Below are 19,122 nucleotides of genomic sequence, written 5' to 3' on the forward strand. Positions count from 1 at the left end.
TAACAGTTAATTTTATCGTACAAAAAAGGAGTGGATTTCTCCACTCCATAAAAGTCTAACTTTTTGGGGTCACTACAAAATGACCTGAATCAGGTCGATCTCTTAGATGCTTTTGAGTGATACAAAAGAATGGTTTTCAACTTTTGTGAGTTTTATAAGTGCAATACCCCAGTTGCAAATAATGCCAATGCCACTACTCCAAAAATCGAGACTAACGAAAGCAATAAATAATCAAGTTTTGTCTGTGGAACAGCTTGCTGTTTTTCTTTTCTTGCTTTGAGATAAAATAAGATACCTGGTAAAAATAATACAAGAACGAGCATCACTTCATTGAAAGCGACAAATAGCATTGCCCAAATTTGAAAAGCACTTGCTAATGAGCCAACCAAGAATTGGACCCATTCTTTTCTTTGATAAGATAGTTTCATTTGATACAATCCTAAGAACAACCACGTAAAGAAGATCGCTGCAGTTCCTAAAGTATAAGCAAAGTTATAGGCGCTATCTGTAAACAGTAGCGAAAGCAAAAAGACATTTGTACATAAAGTCGTTAATACGATCGCATATGTCGGTGCGCCCTTTTTATTGACTTTCCCCCAACGCGCTGGCAATAAGCCATCATCCGCCATATTGCGCATCGTTTCAATGGGTAAAATCGTCCAAGATAACCATACACCGACCAAGGAAATGATCAGTCCACCATTGATCACGACAGCTCCCCATTTACCAACCATCATCTCAAACACATAGCCCATTGCTGGTTGCGTTTGGATTGTTTGGAGTTCTTCCATCGTCATCGTACCGTAAGGCAACATCGAAACTAAAACATAGATCACGATCAATCCAAAAATCCCTAAGATCGTGGCTTTTCCGACATCTGATTTTTTCTTCGCTCGTGAACCAACCACAGATGCACCTTCAATTCCAACAAATACCCAAAGCATCACCATGATACAACTTAGGATTTGACTTGAGAAAGGAATCGGCTGTCCATTGGCATTCAAGATGATATCACTTGAAAAATTATTGATGAATTGTTGCAATGAGAACGTGCTGATAGCAACAATAATAAATAAAAATAGCGGAACTAATTTACAAATTGTCACGATTGCATTGACGTAACTGGCATTTTCGACTCCTCGATTGACGAGCCAAGCATATCCCCATAAAAATATAGTACTGACGATGACCGAGGCGACATTTTGACCCCCATCGAATACTGGAAAGAAATAGCCCAACGCACTCATCAATAGCGTAGCAAATGCCACGTTTCCTAACCAGCAGGTCAGCCAATAGCCCCACCCACTGATGAATCCCGAAAATCGACCAAAGCCAGCTTCGGCATAACTAAAAATACCACCTTCTAATTCTGGACGTTTCTTATTGATATTATTGATTGACAAAGAGAGCATCATCATGGACGTCCCAACTAATACCCAGCTGAACAATGCTGGGCCACCAGCCGATCCTGAGATGTCGGTCATAATACCGAAAACGCCACCTCCAATCGCTGACCCAATCACTAAGGCCGCTAGTGGGATCAATCCAATACCTTTTTTCTGTTGCTCTGTGTCCATGTACGCATCCTCCAAAATAAACCGCTTTTATGCAAAGTATAGCAAAACTTCGTTTCATTTATTTTTTTCTAAAAAATTCTAATTGAAATTTAATTGTAACTATTTTTTTCTAATTATACAAGGAAAGCGACCGCTTCTCTTCCTCTTCTTCTCTACCTAAAAAACAAAAAAATGCTATACTGGATAAGAATGATTGGAGGACGATATCATGAATATCTTATATATCTCAATTTCTGGTAATACCCGAGGATTCGTCAAAAAATTAGCAGCTTTTGCTACGGAACAACATGAAAAAGATGCTTCACTTCCCTTAGTCCACCTAAAAGAGATCCATGAAAATAGCGACTTTGAAAAAGAAACCAAACCTTTCTTTGTGTTTGTGCCAACCTATCTAGAAGGAGGCAATGGCATTGATAGTGGTGACCAAGAGATTTTGACAGAAACCATGCGAGAATACTTGGAATATCAAGAAAATCATGCGCTTTGTCTTGGTGTTGTCGGTAGCGGAAATAAAAACTTTAACTATCAATATTGTTTGACAGCGAAACAATATGCTGAACAATTCGGCTTCCCTATGGTAGAAGATTATGAATTACGTGGTACGCCAACAGATGTTGAAAGAATCTACCATGCTTTAGTTCAACGATATAGAGCTTAATAAAAAGCGCAAAATCCTTTGATTTTGCGCTTTTTATTATTTTACACTTTCAACATCCATCACTGGTGTTTTTGCTCTTACTTCACCTGTATGTGTCAAAACAAACGTTAAGACATGCTCCATATTTGTCAGAAGAACCATCATAGCGGTTTCTTTTCCTGCCTCTTTGATCGCAGCTAGATCCACGTCCGCTATCATCGTATCTTTTGTGACAGCTTGTCCTTCACTCACTTTTATATCAAATGGCGTCCCACCTAGTTCCACAGTATTGACTCCCATGTGGATTAATAGCTCTAACCCATCAGCTGTTGTTAATCCGATGGCATGTTTCGTTGGGAAAATAGAGCTGATGATCCCAGAAGTTGGCGCATAGATATGACCATTCGTTGGTTCAACAAAATACCCTTCTCCCATCATCTTTTGAGCAAATACAGGATCACTCGCTTGTTCGATTGATTGCACTGTACCATCTGCTACTGCACATAATTGAACGGCTTGTGTTTGATTTGTTGAGTCAGTACTTGATGCTGTATAAACAGGTGCTTCTTCTGCTAATTCTTCTTTCGCTAATTGTTCTTTAGGAATCCCGAAAAAGAAAGTAGCTAAGAATCCGCCCGCATAAGCAGCTAATAATCCAAGGACGTAGCCAAACCATTTGCCATCTGAAATCAAAGGAATCAACGCTGCGCCAGAAGGACCAATAGCAATGGCACCAATATTCCCGATCAAGCCGATCACCGCACCACCGATACCGCCTCCAATACAAGCAGTAATGAATGGACGACCTAAAGGCAATGTTACACCATAGATCAATGGTTCACCAATCCCTAAAATCCCTACAGGTAACGCACCTTTGATCATTTCAGTCAATTCTTTGTCTTTCTTACAACGTACCCATAAAGCAAGCGCAGCACCAACTTGTCCAGCTCCTGCCATTGCTAAAATAGGCAATAATAATGTACGTCCTGTTTCATCGATCATTTGCACATGGATCGGAGTCAATATTTGATGCAAACCAAACATGACCATCGGTAAGAATAATGTACCTAATACAAATCCTGAGAAGGCGCCACCCACACTAAGTACCCAATTGATCCCTCCTACCATACCATCTGAGATAAAACCAGCTAATGGCATGATCAAGAAAATCTCGATCAGCCCGATGGCAATCAATGAAAGTGTTGGTGTCACAATGATGTCTACTGCATCAGGAACGATTTTGTGTAATTTCTTTTCAACGATGGAAAGCAACCAGACCGCAAAAATCACTCCGATGATCCCACCTTGTCCGGCAGCAAGTGGCGTTCCAGTAAACAAGTTCGTCAAAGGAGCTTCTGGATTCATCCCCGTCAACATGACAACTGCACCGATTACTCCACCAAGTGTTGGCGTTGCGCCAAATACTTGAGCGGCATTGATCCCAGTATAGATGACAAGATAACTAAACATCCCATTTTTAAGAATGTTCATGATGTCGATGTACTGTTGCCATGATGCACCATCGATGGTTCCGGCTGTCACAAGGTTTGTCAATACTGCGGCGATCCCTGCAACGATCCCTGTACCAACAAAAGCTGGAATCATTGGGACAAATATATTCGAGATATCTTTTAAAATTGATTTGATTTTTGACGGTTTTTGTTTTGATTTTTGTACGTTCTTCATCTCTTGGGCACGTTCGTTGACCTTGTCTTTCCCTGATAAACCAGTTGTAACATTAGGGTTTCCAGGGATTTTTTCACCTAGTTTGACTCCTGCTTGGTCAACCATTTCTTGTGCGACTTTGTTTACTTTCCCTGGTCCGATGATGACTTGTAACTGTTCATCTTCGACTACTCCTAACACGCCCGGTATCGCTTTCAATTTCGCTATGTCGACCAACGATTCATCAATGACTTTCATCCGAACCCGTGTCATACAATGGACAACGCTGTCTACGTTGCCCATGCCACCAGCTCCAGCATAAATTTGTTTTGCCAGTTCTGTCAAAGTCAATTCATTTTTTGCCATTTCCTTTTCCCCCTTACAACGTTCGTTTTACAAAGCCGTCTGCCTCAGCTAGTTTCCTTTTCGCTGTCTCTTTGTTACTATTCGTCAATAACATAACGATGGCTAGTTTAACATTTTGTTCCGCTTCATAAAAGTATTTTTCTGCTGTTTCATAATCCACTTCGGTTGCTTCCATGATGATTCGCTTTGAACGTTCGACTAATTTGTCATTTGTTGGCTTGACATCGACCATTAGATTATTGAATACTTTTCCGATACCGATCATACTGATTGTAGAAATCATATTTAAAATCAATTTCTGTGCAGTTCCAGATTTTAAACGTGTCGAACCTGTTAAAAATTCTGGTCCGGCATCTACCTCAATAGGAAAATCAGCATGTTGACTGATCTCAGCTTCTTTGTTACAAGAAATCGTTGCCGTCTTTGCGCCGATTGAACGAGCATAGTCCAAGCCACCAATCACATAAGGCGTGCGACCGCTAGCCGCGATACCTACGACCAAATCATTTTCCGTCAAGTTCAACTGGATCAAATCTTCTTTCCCTAACTCAAGTGAATCCTCTGCACCTTCAACTGCGACAGTCATAGCCGCTTCACCACCTGCAATCAAACCAACGACCATTTCAGGCTCTACACCAAATGTAGGAACACACTCCGCTGCATCCAATACGCCCAAACGTCCACTTGTGCCAGCGCCCATGTAGATCAAGCGTCCATTTTTTTTGAAAGAAACAATCGCTGCTTCAATCACTGGTTCAATACTCGGTAGTTCTTTTGCGACAGCTGCCGCCACTTCATGATCTTCTTGGTTCATCAAGCGAGCGGCTTCAGAAACACTCATCTCATCCAAACCAAATGTCTTTTGATTTCTACGTTCCGTTGTTAATTTATCTAAATCGATCGTCATTTCTCAATTCCTTCTTTACATTTAAATTTATAAATCATTCCTGCATGGATTTGTTGGATCAATGGCAAATCAGCCGAGATCACTCGTGCCACACAATTGACTTTTTCATCTGCTGGTAAATCTTCTTTCATTAGTTGGATTTCACCCATATAGCGAAGATACGCTTCATTATCTAACGTGACCGTACCTATTTTCCGTTCATCTGTTAATCGAGCAGGAATAGGAGGGATTTCTCTAAATCGTGCATCTGCACTACGTACCACAGCTTTAGCTTCATCTTGTCGATTCGTATGTGTACCTAAAATGATTGGACCAAATGTTGGGTCCAACAATGTCACATGTAATAAGATACCGCCTGTTTCTTTATAATACAAAAATTGTTCCTGGGTGGTCAGCGATAGCCCACCGTCACCAATATAGATCAGATCGGTTTCACATGAAGCTAAGTCTAGCGCTGCTGCCAAAGGATGTTGATAGCGATGTTCTTCCAATGTTGGAAGTCCTTTGTATAAAGGGCCTCTCAACACTTCATCTCCTGGTACAAATCCTTGAATCGTAAATCCTTGTTCTGCTAACCATTGATTTTTTCTTTGGTACCACGATTTGTCTAACCCTGTTTCTGGGCGCGGATAATAATTGTGCCAAGCTTCCATCTGAGTAAAATCAGCACCTGCTTCTTTTAATTCTTGCACATCTTGTTCAGTGATCGTGCTTGCATTCAAACTGATTTTCAATTGATGAGACCACTTCGCAATCTGTTGGTTCGACAGGTGATAATCCATCCGCAGCCCTGTCACACCAATCTCTTTTAATGGCTCAAGATTTTCTAAGGAGAACCCTGCCAACTCTAATGCCTTACCCGATATATCTACCATCAACTCTAATCCGGTTGCTTTTGCTTCTTGGCCAAGTTCCGTCAAACGCCTTTTATAAGCTGATGGATCATCTTCTGGAATATGCATGGATGTAAAGATGCCAATAAATCCCTTCTCTGCCATTTCATGGATATACGTTTTCGTTTCTTCGGACAACTCTTGATTCATAAATACAGAAAAACCAAACATGTACTCTCCCCCTCACCATGTATCCGCATTCATTTATAAATTGATTATACTTCGTATGAAATAATTTTTCAACACAAATATAAAATATATTAAATTTCATTTCTTGGTAGTGTAAAAAAAACGAATCAATGAATTCATCTAAGCAACTAATCCAAAAAAACCGAAAATAGTCCAACCTATTTTCGGCTTTTATAGATTATTCAGTTGATCAATTCTGACAGAATCCTTTAATCAATTTATGTAAGAATAAGTTTTTTGTGTTTCTTTGACTAACCTTTGTCTAAGGCTTTTTCTTGTTCGTCTAAAACTAGCGACACTTTGTTGCCAAATTGCCCTTTGAGGGTCTCCTTCAATCCTGTACCTGCTGAAGAAATCGTGTGTTTTGCTCTATTTGTCTCATTCTTCCCAGATTGATTTGTCGTTCTTATTTTCAATCCCTTCTCACTTTTCAGCGCGATTCCAAGTGAACGAGTTAAGCATTTTTCCATATCTTTCTGATATTTCTCCCACCATTGATCAATCATTTCAATCATTTCAAACATTTCAAAACCTCCATTCTTTTTAATCCAATTGTGCCAGTTTCTTACGATAGATCTGCTCGTTATCTTCTAGGTCAAGCTGGATTTTCTTTCGTTGATGGCGCAATTCCGTCGACAGATCCTCTTCTAAACGAGAAATCATAATACGTCCATAGTCAAAAGCCTCTTGTGGTTCAGAAAAAGTTTGCAAAATCAATCGGAGATCTTTATAAGTCGCTTCCGCTAGCTCATGGACTTTTCTTTCTGTTGCAATCATTGCTTCTTCTTGCTCTGATAACCCTCGTTTCGTTGCTTGATATGTTTCATAAAGCTGTATTTCCTGACTCAATTTTCCTCTCCTCCTTTTATACCCCAAACAATTGATTCGCTAATTCTTTGTCACGTGCCACCATTTCATTGATTTTTCGGGTGATTTCATCGGCGAGCGTTTGAAACCGTTCCGACATCTGATCGATCTGGCGGATCTTATCTCTAAATTCTTGTGTTGGCTCATCGACAATCTCCCATTTTGTACAATTAACTTCGGCTAATGTTTCAATTACCTCGTTGTACGTCAAATGTGGCGTATAATTGCGTATTCTTCCCAACCAGTCATTCCATAACTCTTCCAACTCCGTGATCCCGTTTTGGTAAATCACGCGAACATTGCTCATCGCCTCATCAAATTTACTTGCTGCGGTCCGTACGACAGCTAATGCTTGGCTATCCTCTAAATAAATTTTTTCTGATTGAGAAAGTCCACCGCCACTTGCAGTCAGCTTCTGCCGTAACTCTTTTAATGTCAAGAATTCTTTGATTTGAACCTTGAGCCACTCATTTTCTTCTTTCAAACGCTTGATTTCATCTAGCGTATGCTCGCCACTGACTGCTAGTAATTTGATCATTGCTTCGTTTTCCAAAAGTGTTTGTTGCCACAAAGTTGGGGCTAACAAGATACTTCCATTACCATCGACGTATACGATGATCTGTCCATGCTTATCGATATAATTTCCCTCTTCATCTGTTCTGAATTGATCCAGCGAATGGCCAAATGTTTCCCAGCCCGAATTATCGATTCCAAAACTATTGATTGGAAGCATCCCTTTCCCACCAGTGAAAAGCCCACTCGTGACGACATCCGAAGTGTCGTAGATATTGATCAGGGTACCGTTATGATTATCGAATAAGGCTTGTGCAAGCCCTGGTCCCGCCGCGCCGTACGTCACACTATCATAATCATTGATCGCTGCGACAAAAAGTGCTTTAGCGCCACCTAATGAGTGTCCTGTCGTTGAGATCGTATAGCCATCTGATTTGGGATACTGCTTTTCAATTTCACGGGCATAGTTCAAGGCAGAAGCAAATGCACCATTTGAGTGTTTATTACTTCGACCAATTTCCTCAAGGTTAGTATGCCAATCTTTGAGCGAATTCGTGCCAGCATAAGCAATCGTGAGGTTTTTGGTGATGACGGAGTCGGGGAAGCCAGGTACTTTTCTTAATTCATTATCACTAAGTTTTTTGAATTCATCTTTAATTTCTGCTACTACCATTGCCTGCGTACTATTTTTCTTTGGCTTAGATTCATTGCCGATTTTGTCTTTATTGGTATCTATGGTATTTATAACTAAATAATCTTGTTTTTCTCCAATTTTAGTGTTCATTTCAATTTCTCCATGCTCAACTTTATAAACCTCATTGGAAAAATCTCTATTTTGATCCATAATTATAAACCTCCGTAATAATATTCAATTATTTCAGTAGGTGTTTCTATTCCATTAGGAAATTCTCTTACTTCTATAAAATACTTGTCTTCAGTTTTTTTTCTACCTATATCGACATTGTAGCGCCATTTATTTGTTTCTGCGGATTTTACTCCCAAAGTTACGATATGCTTGTTAGAATTATTCAAATTAAAATGTACTTCTAAAAAATTCATCGGACTAATCGAATACCCAGTAAATTCTATTTTGTTTATATCTATATATTTCCTAACACTTACAACTTTTTCTACATATTCTTCTGTTGTCAACTCTCCATTACTATATTGTTGTGTAAACTTATCAGTTTCCTTATCATTCGTCGTATATAACCGATAGTTATTGTACACATAATTCGCCAAATCTTTCTGTATTTCCAGCAATTCTTGAAGATCTTCTTCTCTTTTATCCATATAGATTTTTCCTCCAATTCCTCCTAAGATAAATATCACTAACACACCTAGCCAATACCGTTTCTTCATATATCCTCCTTTCAGATTTCATTAAGTTTTATATATAATCAGAATAAGCTTCTTACTCATTCTGGAAATTTTTATGTAAGATATAATTTTTTTATTGAATGCTCGGTTTTAATAGTTATGTATGGCCACGATAAAAAATTAATTATTTCAGTAGATACTTTGTCATTGTCTTTGATTGCTGCGGCAAGAAGTGTACTTAGCTCCACCTAACGAGTGCCTAGTCGTTGAGATCGTATAGCCTTCTGATTTCGGGTACTGCTTTTCAATTTCACGGGCATAGTTCAAAGCGGAGAAAAATGCGCCATCTGGATGTTTATTACTTCGACCAATTTCCTCAAGATTTGTATGCCAATCTTTGAGCGAAGTCGTGCCAGCATAGGCAATCGTAAGGTTTTTGGTGATGACGGAGTCGGGGAAGCCATTGACTTTCTTTAGCTCTTCGGTATCAAATGTCTTGTACTGATCCTTAAGTTCAGGTACAACCATTGCCTGTGTACTGTTTTTCTTTGGTTTAGATTCATTACCAATTTTGTCTTTATTGGTATCTATAGTATTTATAACAATATAGTTTTTATTTCTTTTTATCCTATCACCTACGAATAGATTACCATTTCCAACTTGATATACTTCATCTGAGAATCTTCTATTTTGATCCATTGAATTATATCCCTCCATTGTAAAATACAATCTTTATTTCATTTAGTTGATTACGATTGGGATGTTCTAGCTCTTCTAAATAGTATTTATTACCGGGTTTACTTTTACCTGAATCGATATCATAAATCCATTTATCAGTTTCAGCAGATTTGACACCTAATGTAGCAATTTGCTTATTTGAATCATTTATCAAAAAATGTACTTTTAAAAAATTCATTGGACTTACTGTATATCCAGTAAATTCTATTTTCTCAATATCTGTATACTCTCTGATACTCAACATTCTTTCTAAGTATTCTTCGGTTGTTATTCCTCCTTCTTTTTGGTATTCCTCCACGATTTCCTCTTGTTTCTTAGGATCTCTCTTGTAGAGCCGATAATTGTTATACATATAATTCGCCAAATCTTTCTGTATTTCCAGCAATTCTTGGCGATCTTCTTCCCTTTTATCCATATGCATTTTTCCTCCGATTCCTCCTAAAATGATTATCACTAACACACCTAGCCAATACCGTTTCTTCATATATCCTCCTTTATCTATGAATATCTGTTCCCCCATATTATTCTCTATCATAGGGTTACTCTCTTTTTTGTTATATACGTTTTTTCACTCAATTGTTTTTATGTAAAACTTCTCACTATGCCTATGGTCGTATTACTAAGGATTGATATCGGATGTTTTTTAATGAAAAAAGACATCTAAAACAGAAGGATTTCTGCTTTAGATGTCTTTATGACTATAAGATTATTCGCTAACTGTTACGTCGCCTGTTACTGATGCGTCGTTTTCGTCAAGTTTTGCTGAATCTTGGTATTCTTGTTTTTCAAATGTTACGTTACCCTCTACTTTTGCTCCGTCTAATACAAAGCCGTTCGCTTTTACAAGTACGTCACCTTTGATTGTTCCGTGAACGATATTTGTGTTTTCTGATTCAACGATCAATGTTGGAACAGTGATTGTGTATTCAGCAGTTACGTTACGGTCATCGTCTTGTGAGTACAAAGCAATTTTGCGGTAGATGTCTGCACTTGCATCATCTTTGTCATGGAATTCGCCTGCGATAGTTACATCATTTGAGAATGTCACATCACCTGTTGCTGCAACGATCCAGTTACCGTCAGCTGACATTGCTTTTTCTAAAACAGCTGGATCATCACTGATTGAAGCTGTTGATACAACATCTGCTGAACTTTCTGTTGTACTTACTTCTGTTGTTGATGAAGCTGAACTAGAATTAGCTGAATCATTGTTGTCAGCACCACAAGCTCCTAAAGCCAAAAGTGCTGTTGCTGTTAAACCTAATAAAGATAATTTTTTTGATAACATTAAATTTCTTCCTCTCTTTTTGTATTCCTATGAAATTATACCATGAAAGCGTACTTATGTGAAATAATCTTCATGAAAAGAAAAAATATTTTATATAGCAGAACATTTACGATAACATCCTCTAGTTATTCTTGTTACGCCAAGAATAAAAACAGCTAGTCAAAGGTAACTAATTCTGTATTTTCAACAAAAAAGTCAAAGAATGTGTCATTTGGCATTGGATGAAAATAGGCATTGATGATTCGGATCAGTGCATTATGGCAAACAAGCAAGTAGACATTGTCCTCATCTTCTAAGCACTCTTTCAATAAAGGGGTGATCCGTGCATACACATCTAAAACCGATTCCCCATTTGGAAAACGTACCGCAAAATTTTGGCGTGCACGTTGAAAGTCTTCATCTTCGCTAGGACGCCCATCATAATCCCCAAAATCCATCTCGATCAGTCGTTCATCCACTGTCATAGGTAGATTGACTTTTTTGGCTACCGCTTGTGCCGTATCTCTTGCGCGTTGCAAAGGGGAATGAATGATCTTGGTGATCGGTATTTCCAAGTTTGCAACTTTTTCAGCGAGTTTTTCTGCTTGTTGTTTCCCTTTTTCTGTTAATTCGATGTCTGCATGGCCACAAACTAAGCCTTGAGCATTCCAAGTCGTTTCGCCATGTCTAGTAATATATAACATTAGATAACTCTCCTTTATTTTATGCTCTTTCAATTTTATCATACAATTTCAGTCCAAATGGATCATCTGCTTGGAATCGACGACGTTCGATTAGCCTTAGTGATTCAAATGTGTGTTTCTCTTCTTCTCAAGTCGATTCTTTTCGTTGCGACTTTTTCTAAAAATCGCTGGTCATGGTCGACGATCAACATCGCTGGTTTGACTTGTAATAAAAGCTGCTCGATTTGTTCTTGATTGAACACGTCCAGATAATTCAATGGCTCATCCCAGATATAAAGATCTGCGGATTGTGCAAATGATTTGGCTAATTCCACTTTTTTTCTTTGCCCCATACTCATGTTTTCAATGGAGGTATGAAACACGTCTCTTTCCATTCCTAATTTACGAAGATTATTTAAAAAGAGTTCCAAGTCTAGCTGATTCTTTTGCGCAAAATCTGTTAATGTTCCGGTGTTATCTTCATAGTTTTGGCGAACATAACTGATGCTGATTGTTGCCGGACGCGTGACATCCCCCTTGGATTGACCAGTAAATTCCCCAAGTAAATACTGGATGATCGATGATTTACCACTACCATTAGGTCCAGTTATTGCCACACACTCTTGTTGCTCGATGCTAAAGCTGATAGGATCGAATAACATCTCTTCATAGCCTAATTGTAGATTTTCTACTGTCAATAAGCGTTTATGATGCGACTGATTTGGGCACATGTTCAATGAATCGATCGACTCTAGATCTTTCAATAATTTCTCTTTCTCACTAATTTGAGTTTCCATCCGATTGACGATCGCTTTTGAACGTTTCATTGTACGAGCAGCATCCGCTCCAATTGCGCCACGATTGACACGCCGTGCTTCGGTATCAATAAAGCCAACACGTTTTTTTGTTTTGTCTCCTTCTCGAGAGTTAGCCCACTCCGCTTTTTCAGCTGCGGTTTTTTTCAAACGTCCGACTTCTTTTTTGATTTTTTGGTTTTGTGCTAACTCAAATTCATCTTTTCTACGCTTTTGTTCTTCGTAGACGGAATAATTTCCTTGATAGATCACTAATTGACTTTTTTCGATGACCAAAAGATGGTCAACGACTTCATCAATAAACTGACGATCATGACTGACAACAATAAACCCTTGTTTTTTCTTATTCAGGTATTCAGCTACTTGCTGACGCCCAACCACATCTAAGTGATTTGTTGGTTCGTCAATCAGTGGAAAATGCTGCTCATCGGTAAATAAGAGAGCCAGCAATACTTTTGTTTTTTCTCCGCCGGAAAGGGAATCGTAAGGGCGCCAGAGAATTTCCGGATCTGCCTGCATCAGCATCAACTCACGCTCGATCTCCCATAACTCACAATCTGAAACTTCTAACAACACATCATAGGTTAGTCGATTCGTTTCCCTGACCTGTTGTGGAAAATAGACAAATTCTTGTTGATGGGTCACTTGTCCTTGATAAGGTAGTTTGTTTTGCAAAATAGTTAATAACGTCGTTTTGCCACGACCATTTCGACCAATCAGTCCTAATTTCCATGTGGAATCAATATTTAGGTTTGCTTGATCGAATAACAGATTGTCTTGGCTGTCATAGCCAAACGTCAATTGTTTGATTTCGATTTTAGACATTTATCTTCACCTCGTTATAAAAAAGACCAGTCCTATTTTCAGAACTGGTCAAAGAAGATGAGTACAAAAAGAGACCCACTCATTGAAAGCAGCCAATTCTGAAAATCTGCATACTATCCCCTTGAACGAACAAGGTATAGTTAAAATGCAGCTTCAACAAATTGACTTACTTTTTCAATGCGCGGATCCCTCACTTTGTCTTTATTTGCCACTAGGTTACCATAGGTGTTTTAAGACTGTCAACCAATAAATTATTGCAACAAGCCACTGATTGCCTGTGAAAGTATTCTGACGTTCTCTAGTGTTTCTTGATGATCCAATGCCTTATCAAGAGAAGTCGGGCCAGTTTGGATACTAAATACACTAGGAAGAATCGTCGTTAATTGACCTAAATCTTTTTCCCGACTCCCACAGATTGCTACAACTTTTTTGTTGTGTTTTTTTGCCAAAGAAGCCACACCATAAGGCACTTTCCCATGAATTGTCTGTTGATCGATCCGTCCTTCTCCTGTAATCACGATATCGGCTGATTTGATTTTATCTTCTAAGTCTACTAACTCAGAGACAGTCATAAAACCTGCTTTCATCGTAGCCCCGACAATGGCTAGAGCGCCTCCGATTCCACCAGCTGCGCCACTGCCAGCGAGTTTATTCAAATCAATTGCTGTGCGTTCTTTGATTTGTTCAGCGACCTTTTCTGCTTGGGCTTCCAAAAATGCTAGAGTTTCTGGTGAACCACCTTTTTGTTTCCCAAATAGTTGAGTCGCACCCTGTTTGCCAGTGTAAGGACTCGTAACATCCGCTGCGATCGTCAATCGTTGCTCGATTCGCTCTAATTGAGAGACGTCGATTGTCTCGATGGATAACAAAGGATTCCCTTCTGTCACACCATTTAGTTTCGCCCCTAAAGACTGTAATAAACCCAAGCCTCCATCAGAACAACCGCTACCACCTAATGTTACGATAACTTCGTCTACTTGCTGATTCAAAGCATCTTTGATCAACTCTCCTAAACCAAAACTTGAAGCTAACCGGATCGTTTGATCTGTCGGTTCGGTCAACAAGTCCAATCCAATAACTTCCGTCGATTCAATGATGGCTAACTTACGATTCTTTTTTTGTGTCAGTAAATAACGACATGCTTTTTTCCGAAAGAGCAAATCCGGACAAAAAAGTGTTCGCCATTCCCCGCCTAAAGTAGCGTAAATCACTTCAGCAGTTCCTTCGCCACCATCAGCGATGGGTTGATTGACTGTTTGTTCCGCCTCCCCCCAGCCTTGCAATGCTGCTTGGTTGAGTTCAATAGACGATGCGCTACCTTTAAACGAATCGATTGCTGCAAGTAATTTCATTTTGAGACTCCTTTTTCTGTGATGATTGAACAACGTGTTTTTCTTTAACTATATCATATCTAACGTGCTTCAATACCGCTATATTCATAGATAGAAAATACTTCAGGATCATAATCGATAAACCGCTGTGACCAATTTTCTACATCAAAAAATTCGATGATCTCACGATCGACGGTTTGATAAGGGCTATTTAAGAATGCAGGAAGTTCATCCAAATTCCTTTCTTCCAACAAGAAAATATTTTGTGGATTGTAGAAACGATACCCGGAAATCGCTTTGTTATCAGTGACTAATTTCTTTTGGAAGAAAATCGATTCAAATGTTCGTAATGTCACACCACTTTGACCTTCTCGCAACAATTCTAAAATACCTGTCGAACCATTCGTCTTTTGCAAATATTCTGTATAGGTCAGATACCCTTCTTGATCATTTCCACGACTTGGTAAAATAAAAAAATTTGTTGAGATACCTAACTGTTCAAATGTGGCTTGATAATCATCTGCTCGTTGTTTTCTGCCGTTATCAGTTGCGCCAAAGAAGAGATCAGTCGTGACTTCAGCTTTTGGTAATTGCATCTCTTTTGAATAAAACGAACTATTGTGCTTAATTCCTAACTCTTTTGCTTCTAAAATATCAAAATGGTAAATGTCATCAATTGCTGGTTCTGCTTCTGCTTTCTTCAATAACTGAAGGTGCTCTTCTTTGAAATGGTTCCAAAAGAAGAGAATGATCTTCGCATTTGTGTACGGTCGAATGCGAGAAGCAAATGCCACATCAAAACCATAATCTAAAAAAATAATTAGTTTATATTGATCGAGTTGCTGTTGGAACGATGACATAAAGGAATCATCCATCAAATCTTTTGCTGAGATGACGTCCATTGTTTGTACGTATGGGAAAAAATATAACGCCTTATTTTTCGCTATAAGCAATCGTTCGTGTTGGCTCATAGTTATCAACTCCTTATTTTTACTTACTCAAAACAAACCTATTAAGTATGGGTTTCCTCTTATAATAGCCCTGCATGAAAGGAAAAAGCGAATGAAACGCTTTCGTTTCAAGTTATTTTTTATAGAAATATAACAATAATTATCAAAACAGATAAGAGTTCTATGATTGTTTCATTAAAAATTACAAAAAAGTTTTCAGAATAGTTGTAATTGTCAGACAATTTGTTATTATAGAGAATATTATTTTATAACCTATTTGTTTTTTCAGCTATGTTTTTAGAAAAGAGGGTTTTTGATGGAAAGTACAGAACAAACAAAATTAAAAAAACAGCTAAGCTCTAGACACATCACGATGCTTGCTCTGGGTGGTGCAATTGGTGCTGGTTTATTCAAAGGAAGTGGTGAAGCAATTGGGATCGCTGGTCCTGCAGTTTTGCTTGCCTTTTTGATCGGTGGTGGTATTTTATTTATTGTTATGAGTGGTCTAGGTAAGTTAGTTTTAGACGGTGGGGATACACAACATGGATTATCTGGCTTGATTCGCCCTTATTTAGGTAATCATTCTGCGGACTTCGTCGACTGGGTCTATTATTCCATGTGGATGATCAATATCATCGCCGAGGCTGTAGCAGCAGCTTCCTTCTTACAATTATGGTTCCCGCATGTACCTGCATGGTGTTTCATCTTACTTTTAGCTATTTTAACGACTCTGATCAATCTTTATTCTGTCCGCTTGTTTGCTGAAACCGAATATTGGTTGGCTTTTGCGAAGATCAGTGTCATTATCTTGATGATTCTTTTCGGGTTATATCTCGTCGGACAACAAATGTTAGGAACTGGAATTTTTCCTACATTAAGTCAATTGACTGATCACGGTGGCTTTACTCCCCATGGATTAAAAGGGGTCGTTAGTTCATTACTTGTCGTTATCTATTCATATGGCGGGTCGGAATTGATTGCAATCACCGTCAGTGAAGCGGACGATCCTAAAAAAGCCATTCCAAAAGCGATAAAAGGGGTCATGGGCCGAATTGTTTCCTTCTATATTATTCCGCTTTTCTTATTGCTGATTCTTTTCCCTTGGAACACTTTAGCTGGTTCTGCGGTTAGCCCGTTCGTCTTGGTGTTTGAACAGATGAATATCCCTTTTGCTAGTGATATCGTGAACTTCGTCATTGTCTTGGCACTATTTTCATCGATCAATTCTGGCGTTTATGCTTCTTCCCGTCTATTGTTTTTCCGTTTGAAAGACAAAAAAGGCACCGCCAAGAAACTGGCAAAGTTGAACAAACATTATGTGCCACAACGTGCTGTATTATTTTGTACCAGCGTGCTATATCTAGGTGTCATCCTTTCCTATTTCGTAGGTGACAAACTTTTCGGTTACTTAGCCGGTTCCCTTTCTTATACGGTACTCGTGATTTGGCTAATGATCAGCGCTGCCGCTTTTCGTTTAGCATTGAAGAAAGGCACTTGGCAAGCCAAAAGCTTTAATTTATTTGCTTTGATCGCGTTAAGCTTGATCTTGATTGGGATACTCATGACAAATTCAATTGGTGTAACGGTCTTGACAGCTTTGTTATATGCGGTGATTTTCTTTAGCTATCAAAAGAAAAAAGATGTCTTTGCGATAAAAAATGAGCCTTTTTCTTCGATTTGATTGATGATAAAGATAGATAACTAAAACTTCCCCATGAACCAGCTAGAAAATACGAGATCACTTGATAGATCTTTGAGCTTTCTAGCTGGTTTTTATTAGTCTTTTTAGAGAATTTTGAGCCTGGATGACCCATTCGTCCAAAAAGATCACCCTCATTTTTTGCAACGATACTTGAATAGTTGTTGTTTCACTTCATCGATACGTTCAATTGATGAGTCACACCCTTGATTATCCAAAAAAAATAGTCCCCCGCTGATCGGGTGACTATTTTTTTGAGTTTATATCGTTTCCTTCGCAACGTTCAATTGTTCCTGCTTTTCTTTATTTTTTGCAATACCTAAACCAGTAATGGCACTGACCATCGAAAAGACGGGAGAAAGCAAACTAAAGAATACAAATGGTAAGTAGGTCATCGTTGGTATCCCAAACGTGCTGGCAACAAAACTACCGGCAATCCCCCAAGGAATAAGGTAATTGATGACTGTCCCTCCATCTTCTAAGGTACGACTCAAAACAGTTGGATCAAGTCCTGCTTTTTTGTATGTTTCTTTGAACGCATTTCCGGGTAAGATCACAGATAAGAACTGTTCACCGATAAACAGATTGACACCAATACTTGTCATCAGTGTCGTAAAAATCAGTTTAGGTGTCGTCGTCATTTTCTTCGATACCACTTCCATAACTGTAGAGATCAACTCAAATTCGATCAATAAACCACCTAATGAAAGCGTCAGAATAATCAAGGAAACTGTAGGCATCATACTTTCGATCCCACCGCGGCTAAGTAACGCATCGATTTGCGCGTTTCCTGTTTCAGATAGAAAACCAGATTCGAGGACTGTCGCTAGTCCTGAGAAGGAAGTGCTTGGATCTTGGATTAATATCATTCCAACTGCTACGGCAATATTCAACAGGATCGTTAAGATCGCTGGAACTTTTTTCCAAGCACAAACCAACATCAAGAATAAAGGGATTAGAGACCAGATCGAAATCGTAAAGTTGTTTTCTAAAATAGTTGTTACATTTTGGATTTCTGTCAAGCTGGCACCTTTATCTGTATGTCCTAAAAATGCAAACAAAATCAAAGAAACAATAAATGCCGGAAGTGTTGACCACATCATATGTTTGATATGTTTGAATAGATCAGCATCAACAATTGCTGCTGCCAGATTTGTCGATTCAGATAATGGCGACATCTTATCTCCAAAAACTGCTCCAGAAACAATGGCACCGACAACTAATGCAGGATTCAATCCCAACGTTGTGCCGATACCGAAAAAGGCGATACCGATAGTTGACATGACGGTAAAGGCGCTACCGACTGCACTGCCGACGATGGCACACACAACAAAAACTGAAGGCACAAACCAGGGGACACTAATAATTTTAAAACCATAAACCATCAACGTTGGAATGATGCCCGCTTGGATCCAGACCGCAATCAATGCGCCGACTAAAATAAAGATAAAGATCGGGATGATCCCCGGTTTGAGGCCATTGATGATTCCTTCATGTAATCGATCGGTTGGCTGTTTCTTCACTACTGCGTAGACCATGACCATACCAATAGCAATCAAAATCGCGATATTCGGTGAAATCTTAAAGCCAACTACTCCGGCTGCTATCGTTGCAACGATAATTATTAATACACTCACTGCTTCTATAAAACTAGGTTTTTTTATTTTTTCCATATCCATTCTCCTTTTTTAAGTTTGTTACGTCTTAAAAAAGCTTCGATATCGAATGACTCCGCCACAATTCATCTGTGTTTCCTCCCTAAAAAGACAAAAAGATCTGTTTTCAACTAAGGACGAATTTCTCCGCGGTACCACCTTAATTAAAAACAGATCTGTTTTTCACTTTGATTTGAATGATTTAATTGTTAAAACTTTTCCTGT

17 protein-coding genes and 1 pseudogene are annotated in these 19,122 nt (G+C 38.8%); 2 read left to right on the forward strand and 16 right to left on the reverse strand.

All coding sequences use genetic code 11. From position 1 onward, the window contains the following. Positions 1 to 152: 152 nt before the first annotated feature. Positions 153 to 1,577 (reverse strand): basic amino acid/polyamine antiporter, encoded by a 1,425-nt coding sequence (locus I2F89_RS08985; protein WP_023520116.1) that lies wholly within the window; start codon positions 1,575 to 1,577, stop codon positions 153 to 155. A gap of 208 nt (positions 1,578 to 1,785) precedes the next feature. Between I2F89_RS08985 and nrdI the strand changes: the two genes are divergently transcribed. Next, entirely contained in the window at positions 1,786 to 2,235 is a 450-nt protein-coding gene (gene nrdI, locus I2F89_RS08990; RefSeq protein WP_071867798.1) for a class Ib ribonucleoside-diphosphate reductase assembly flavoprotein NrdI, read from the forward strand. Positions 2,236 to 2,271: 36 nt separating this feature from the next. Here the strand turns inward: nrdI and I2F89_RS08995 are convergent, their stop codons facing one another. The 14 genes and pseudogenes from I2F89_RS08995 to I2F89_RS09060 form a co-directional block, all read right to left on the reverse strand. After that, positions 2,272 to 4,245, reverse strand: coding sequence for a glucose PTS transporter subunit IIA (locus I2F89_RS08995; protein ID WP_161642045.1), 1,974 nt, complete (start codon positions 4,243 to 4,245; stop codon positions 2,272 to 2,274). A 13-nt stretch (positions 4,246 to 4,258) separates the two neighbouring features. Next, positions 4,259 to 5,152, reverse strand: a complete 894-nt coding sequence (gene murQ / locus I2F89_RS09000) for an N-acetylmuramic acid 6-phosphate etherase (RefSeq protein ID WP_071867800.1) — start codon at positions 5,150 to 5,152, stop codon at positions 4,259 to 4,261. Then, positions 5,149 to 6,216 carry a DUF871 domain-containing protein gene (locus I2F89_RS09005; RefSeq protein ID WP_074799924.1) on the reverse strand — a complete coding sequence of 356 codons (1,068 nt, stop codon included), beginning with the start codon at positions 6,214 to 6,216 and terminating at the stop codon, positions 5,149 to 5,151. The genes murQ and I2F89_RS09005 overlap by 4 nt, the downstream gene beginning before the upstream one ends. A 269-nt stretch (positions 6,217 to 6,485) precedes the next feature. After that, positions 6,486 to 6,758, reverse strand: coding sequence for a hypothetical protein (locus I2F89_RS09010; protein WP_161642051.1), 273 nt, complete (start codon positions 6,756 to 6,758; stop codon positions 6,486 to 6,488). A 19-nt stretch (positions 6,759 to 6,777) separates the two neighbouring features. Continuing rightward, positions 6,778 to 7,083, reverse strand: a complete 306-nt coding sequence (locus I2F89_RS09015; RefSeq protein WP_086335019.1) for a hypothetical protein — start codon at positions 7,081 to 7,083, stop codon at positions 6,778 to 6,780. A gap of 16 nt (positions 7,084 to 7,099) precedes the next feature. After that, on the reverse strand, positions 7,100 to 8,458 hold the full coding sequence (locus tag I2F89_RS09020) for a lipase family protein (protein ID WP_195514226.1): 1,359 nt from the start codon (positions 8,456 to 8,458) through the stop codon (positions 7,100 to 7,102). A 2-nt stretch (positions 8,459 to 8,460) separates the two neighbouring features. Then, positions 8,461 to 8,976 carry a hypothetical protein gene (locus I2F89_RS09025; RefSeq protein ID WP_195514227.1) on the reverse strand — a complete coding sequence of 172 codons (516 nt, stop codon included), beginning with the start codon at positions 8,974 to 8,976 and terminating at the stop codon, positions 8,461 to 8,463. Between the two features lie 195 nt (positions 8,977 to 9,171). Further along, positions 9,172 to 9,633: pseudogene (locus tag I2F89_RS09030) on the reverse strand (triacylglycerol lipase); the annotation flags it as partial. Between the two features lie 4 nt (positions 9,634 to 9,637). Next, positions 9,638 to 10,207, reverse strand: a complete 570-nt coding sequence (locus I2F89_RS09035) for a hypothetical protein (protein ID WP_229078093.1) — start codon at positions 10,205 to 10,207, stop codon at positions 9,638 to 9,640. 171 nt (positions 10,208 to 10,378) lie between these two features. Further along, positions 10,379 to 10,960 (reverse strand): polymer-forming cytoskeletal protein, encoded by a 582-nt coding sequence (locus I2F89_RS09040; RefSeq protein ID WP_071867163.1) that lies wholly within the window; start codon positions 10,958 to 10,960, stop codon positions 10,379 to 10,381. Positions 10,961 to 11,115: 155 nt separating this feature from the next. Next, positions 11,116 to 11,643 (reverse strand): histidine phosphatase family protein, encoded by a 528-nt coding sequence (locus I2F89_RS09045; RefSeq protein WP_071867164.1) that lies wholly within the window; start codon positions 11,641 to 11,643, stop codon positions 11,116 to 11,118. Positions 11,644 to 11,747: 104 nt separating this feature from the next. Continuing rightward, on the reverse strand, positions 11,748 to 13,262 hold the full coding sequence (locus tag I2F89_RS09050; protein ID WP_195514229.1) for an Lsa family ABC-F type ribosomal protection protein: 1,515 nt from the start codon (positions 13,260 to 13,262) through the stop codon (positions 11,748 to 11,750). A 251-nt stretch (positions 13,263 to 13,513) separates the two neighbouring features. Beyond that, positions 13,514 to 14,614, reverse strand: a complete 1,101-nt coding sequence (locus I2F89_RS09055; protein WP_195514230.1) for a glycerate kinase — start codon at positions 14,612 to 14,614, stop codon at positions 13,514 to 13,516. Between the two features lie 59 nt (positions 14,615 to 14,673). Further along, complete coding sequence (locus tag I2F89_RS09060; protein WP_071867167.1) at positions 14,674 to 15,564, reverse strand: oligosaccharide biosynthesis protein Alg14; 891 nt, start codon at positions 15,562 to 15,564, stop codon at positions 14,674 to 14,676. Positions 15,565 to 15,859: 295 nt separating this feature from the next. On the opposite strand from I2F89_RS09060, the gene I2F89_RS09065 reads away from it, so the two are divergent. Then, complete coding sequence (locus I2F89_RS09065) at positions 15,860 to 17,224, forward strand: amino acid permease (protein ID WP_062804822.1); 1,365 nt, start codon at positions 15,860 to 15,862, stop codon at positions 17,222 to 17,224. Between the two features lie 278 nt (positions 17,225 to 17,502). Here the strand turns inward: I2F89_RS09065 and nhaC are convergent, their stop codons facing one another. Further along, positions 17,503 to 18,915, reverse strand: a complete 1,413-nt coding sequence (gene nhaC, locus I2F89_RS09070; protein WP_195514231.1) for a Na+/H+ antiporter NhaC — start codon at positions 18,913 to 18,915, stop codon at positions 17,503 to 17,505. Positions 18,916 to 19,122: the final 207 nt, after the last annotated feature.

The sequence above is a fragment of the Enterococcus sp. 1001283B150225_161107_E12 genome (assembly GCF_015556925.1).
Classification (GTDB): domain Bacteria; phylum Bacillota; class Bacilli; order Lactobacillales; family Enterococcaceae; genus Enterococcus_B; species Enterococcus_B mundtii.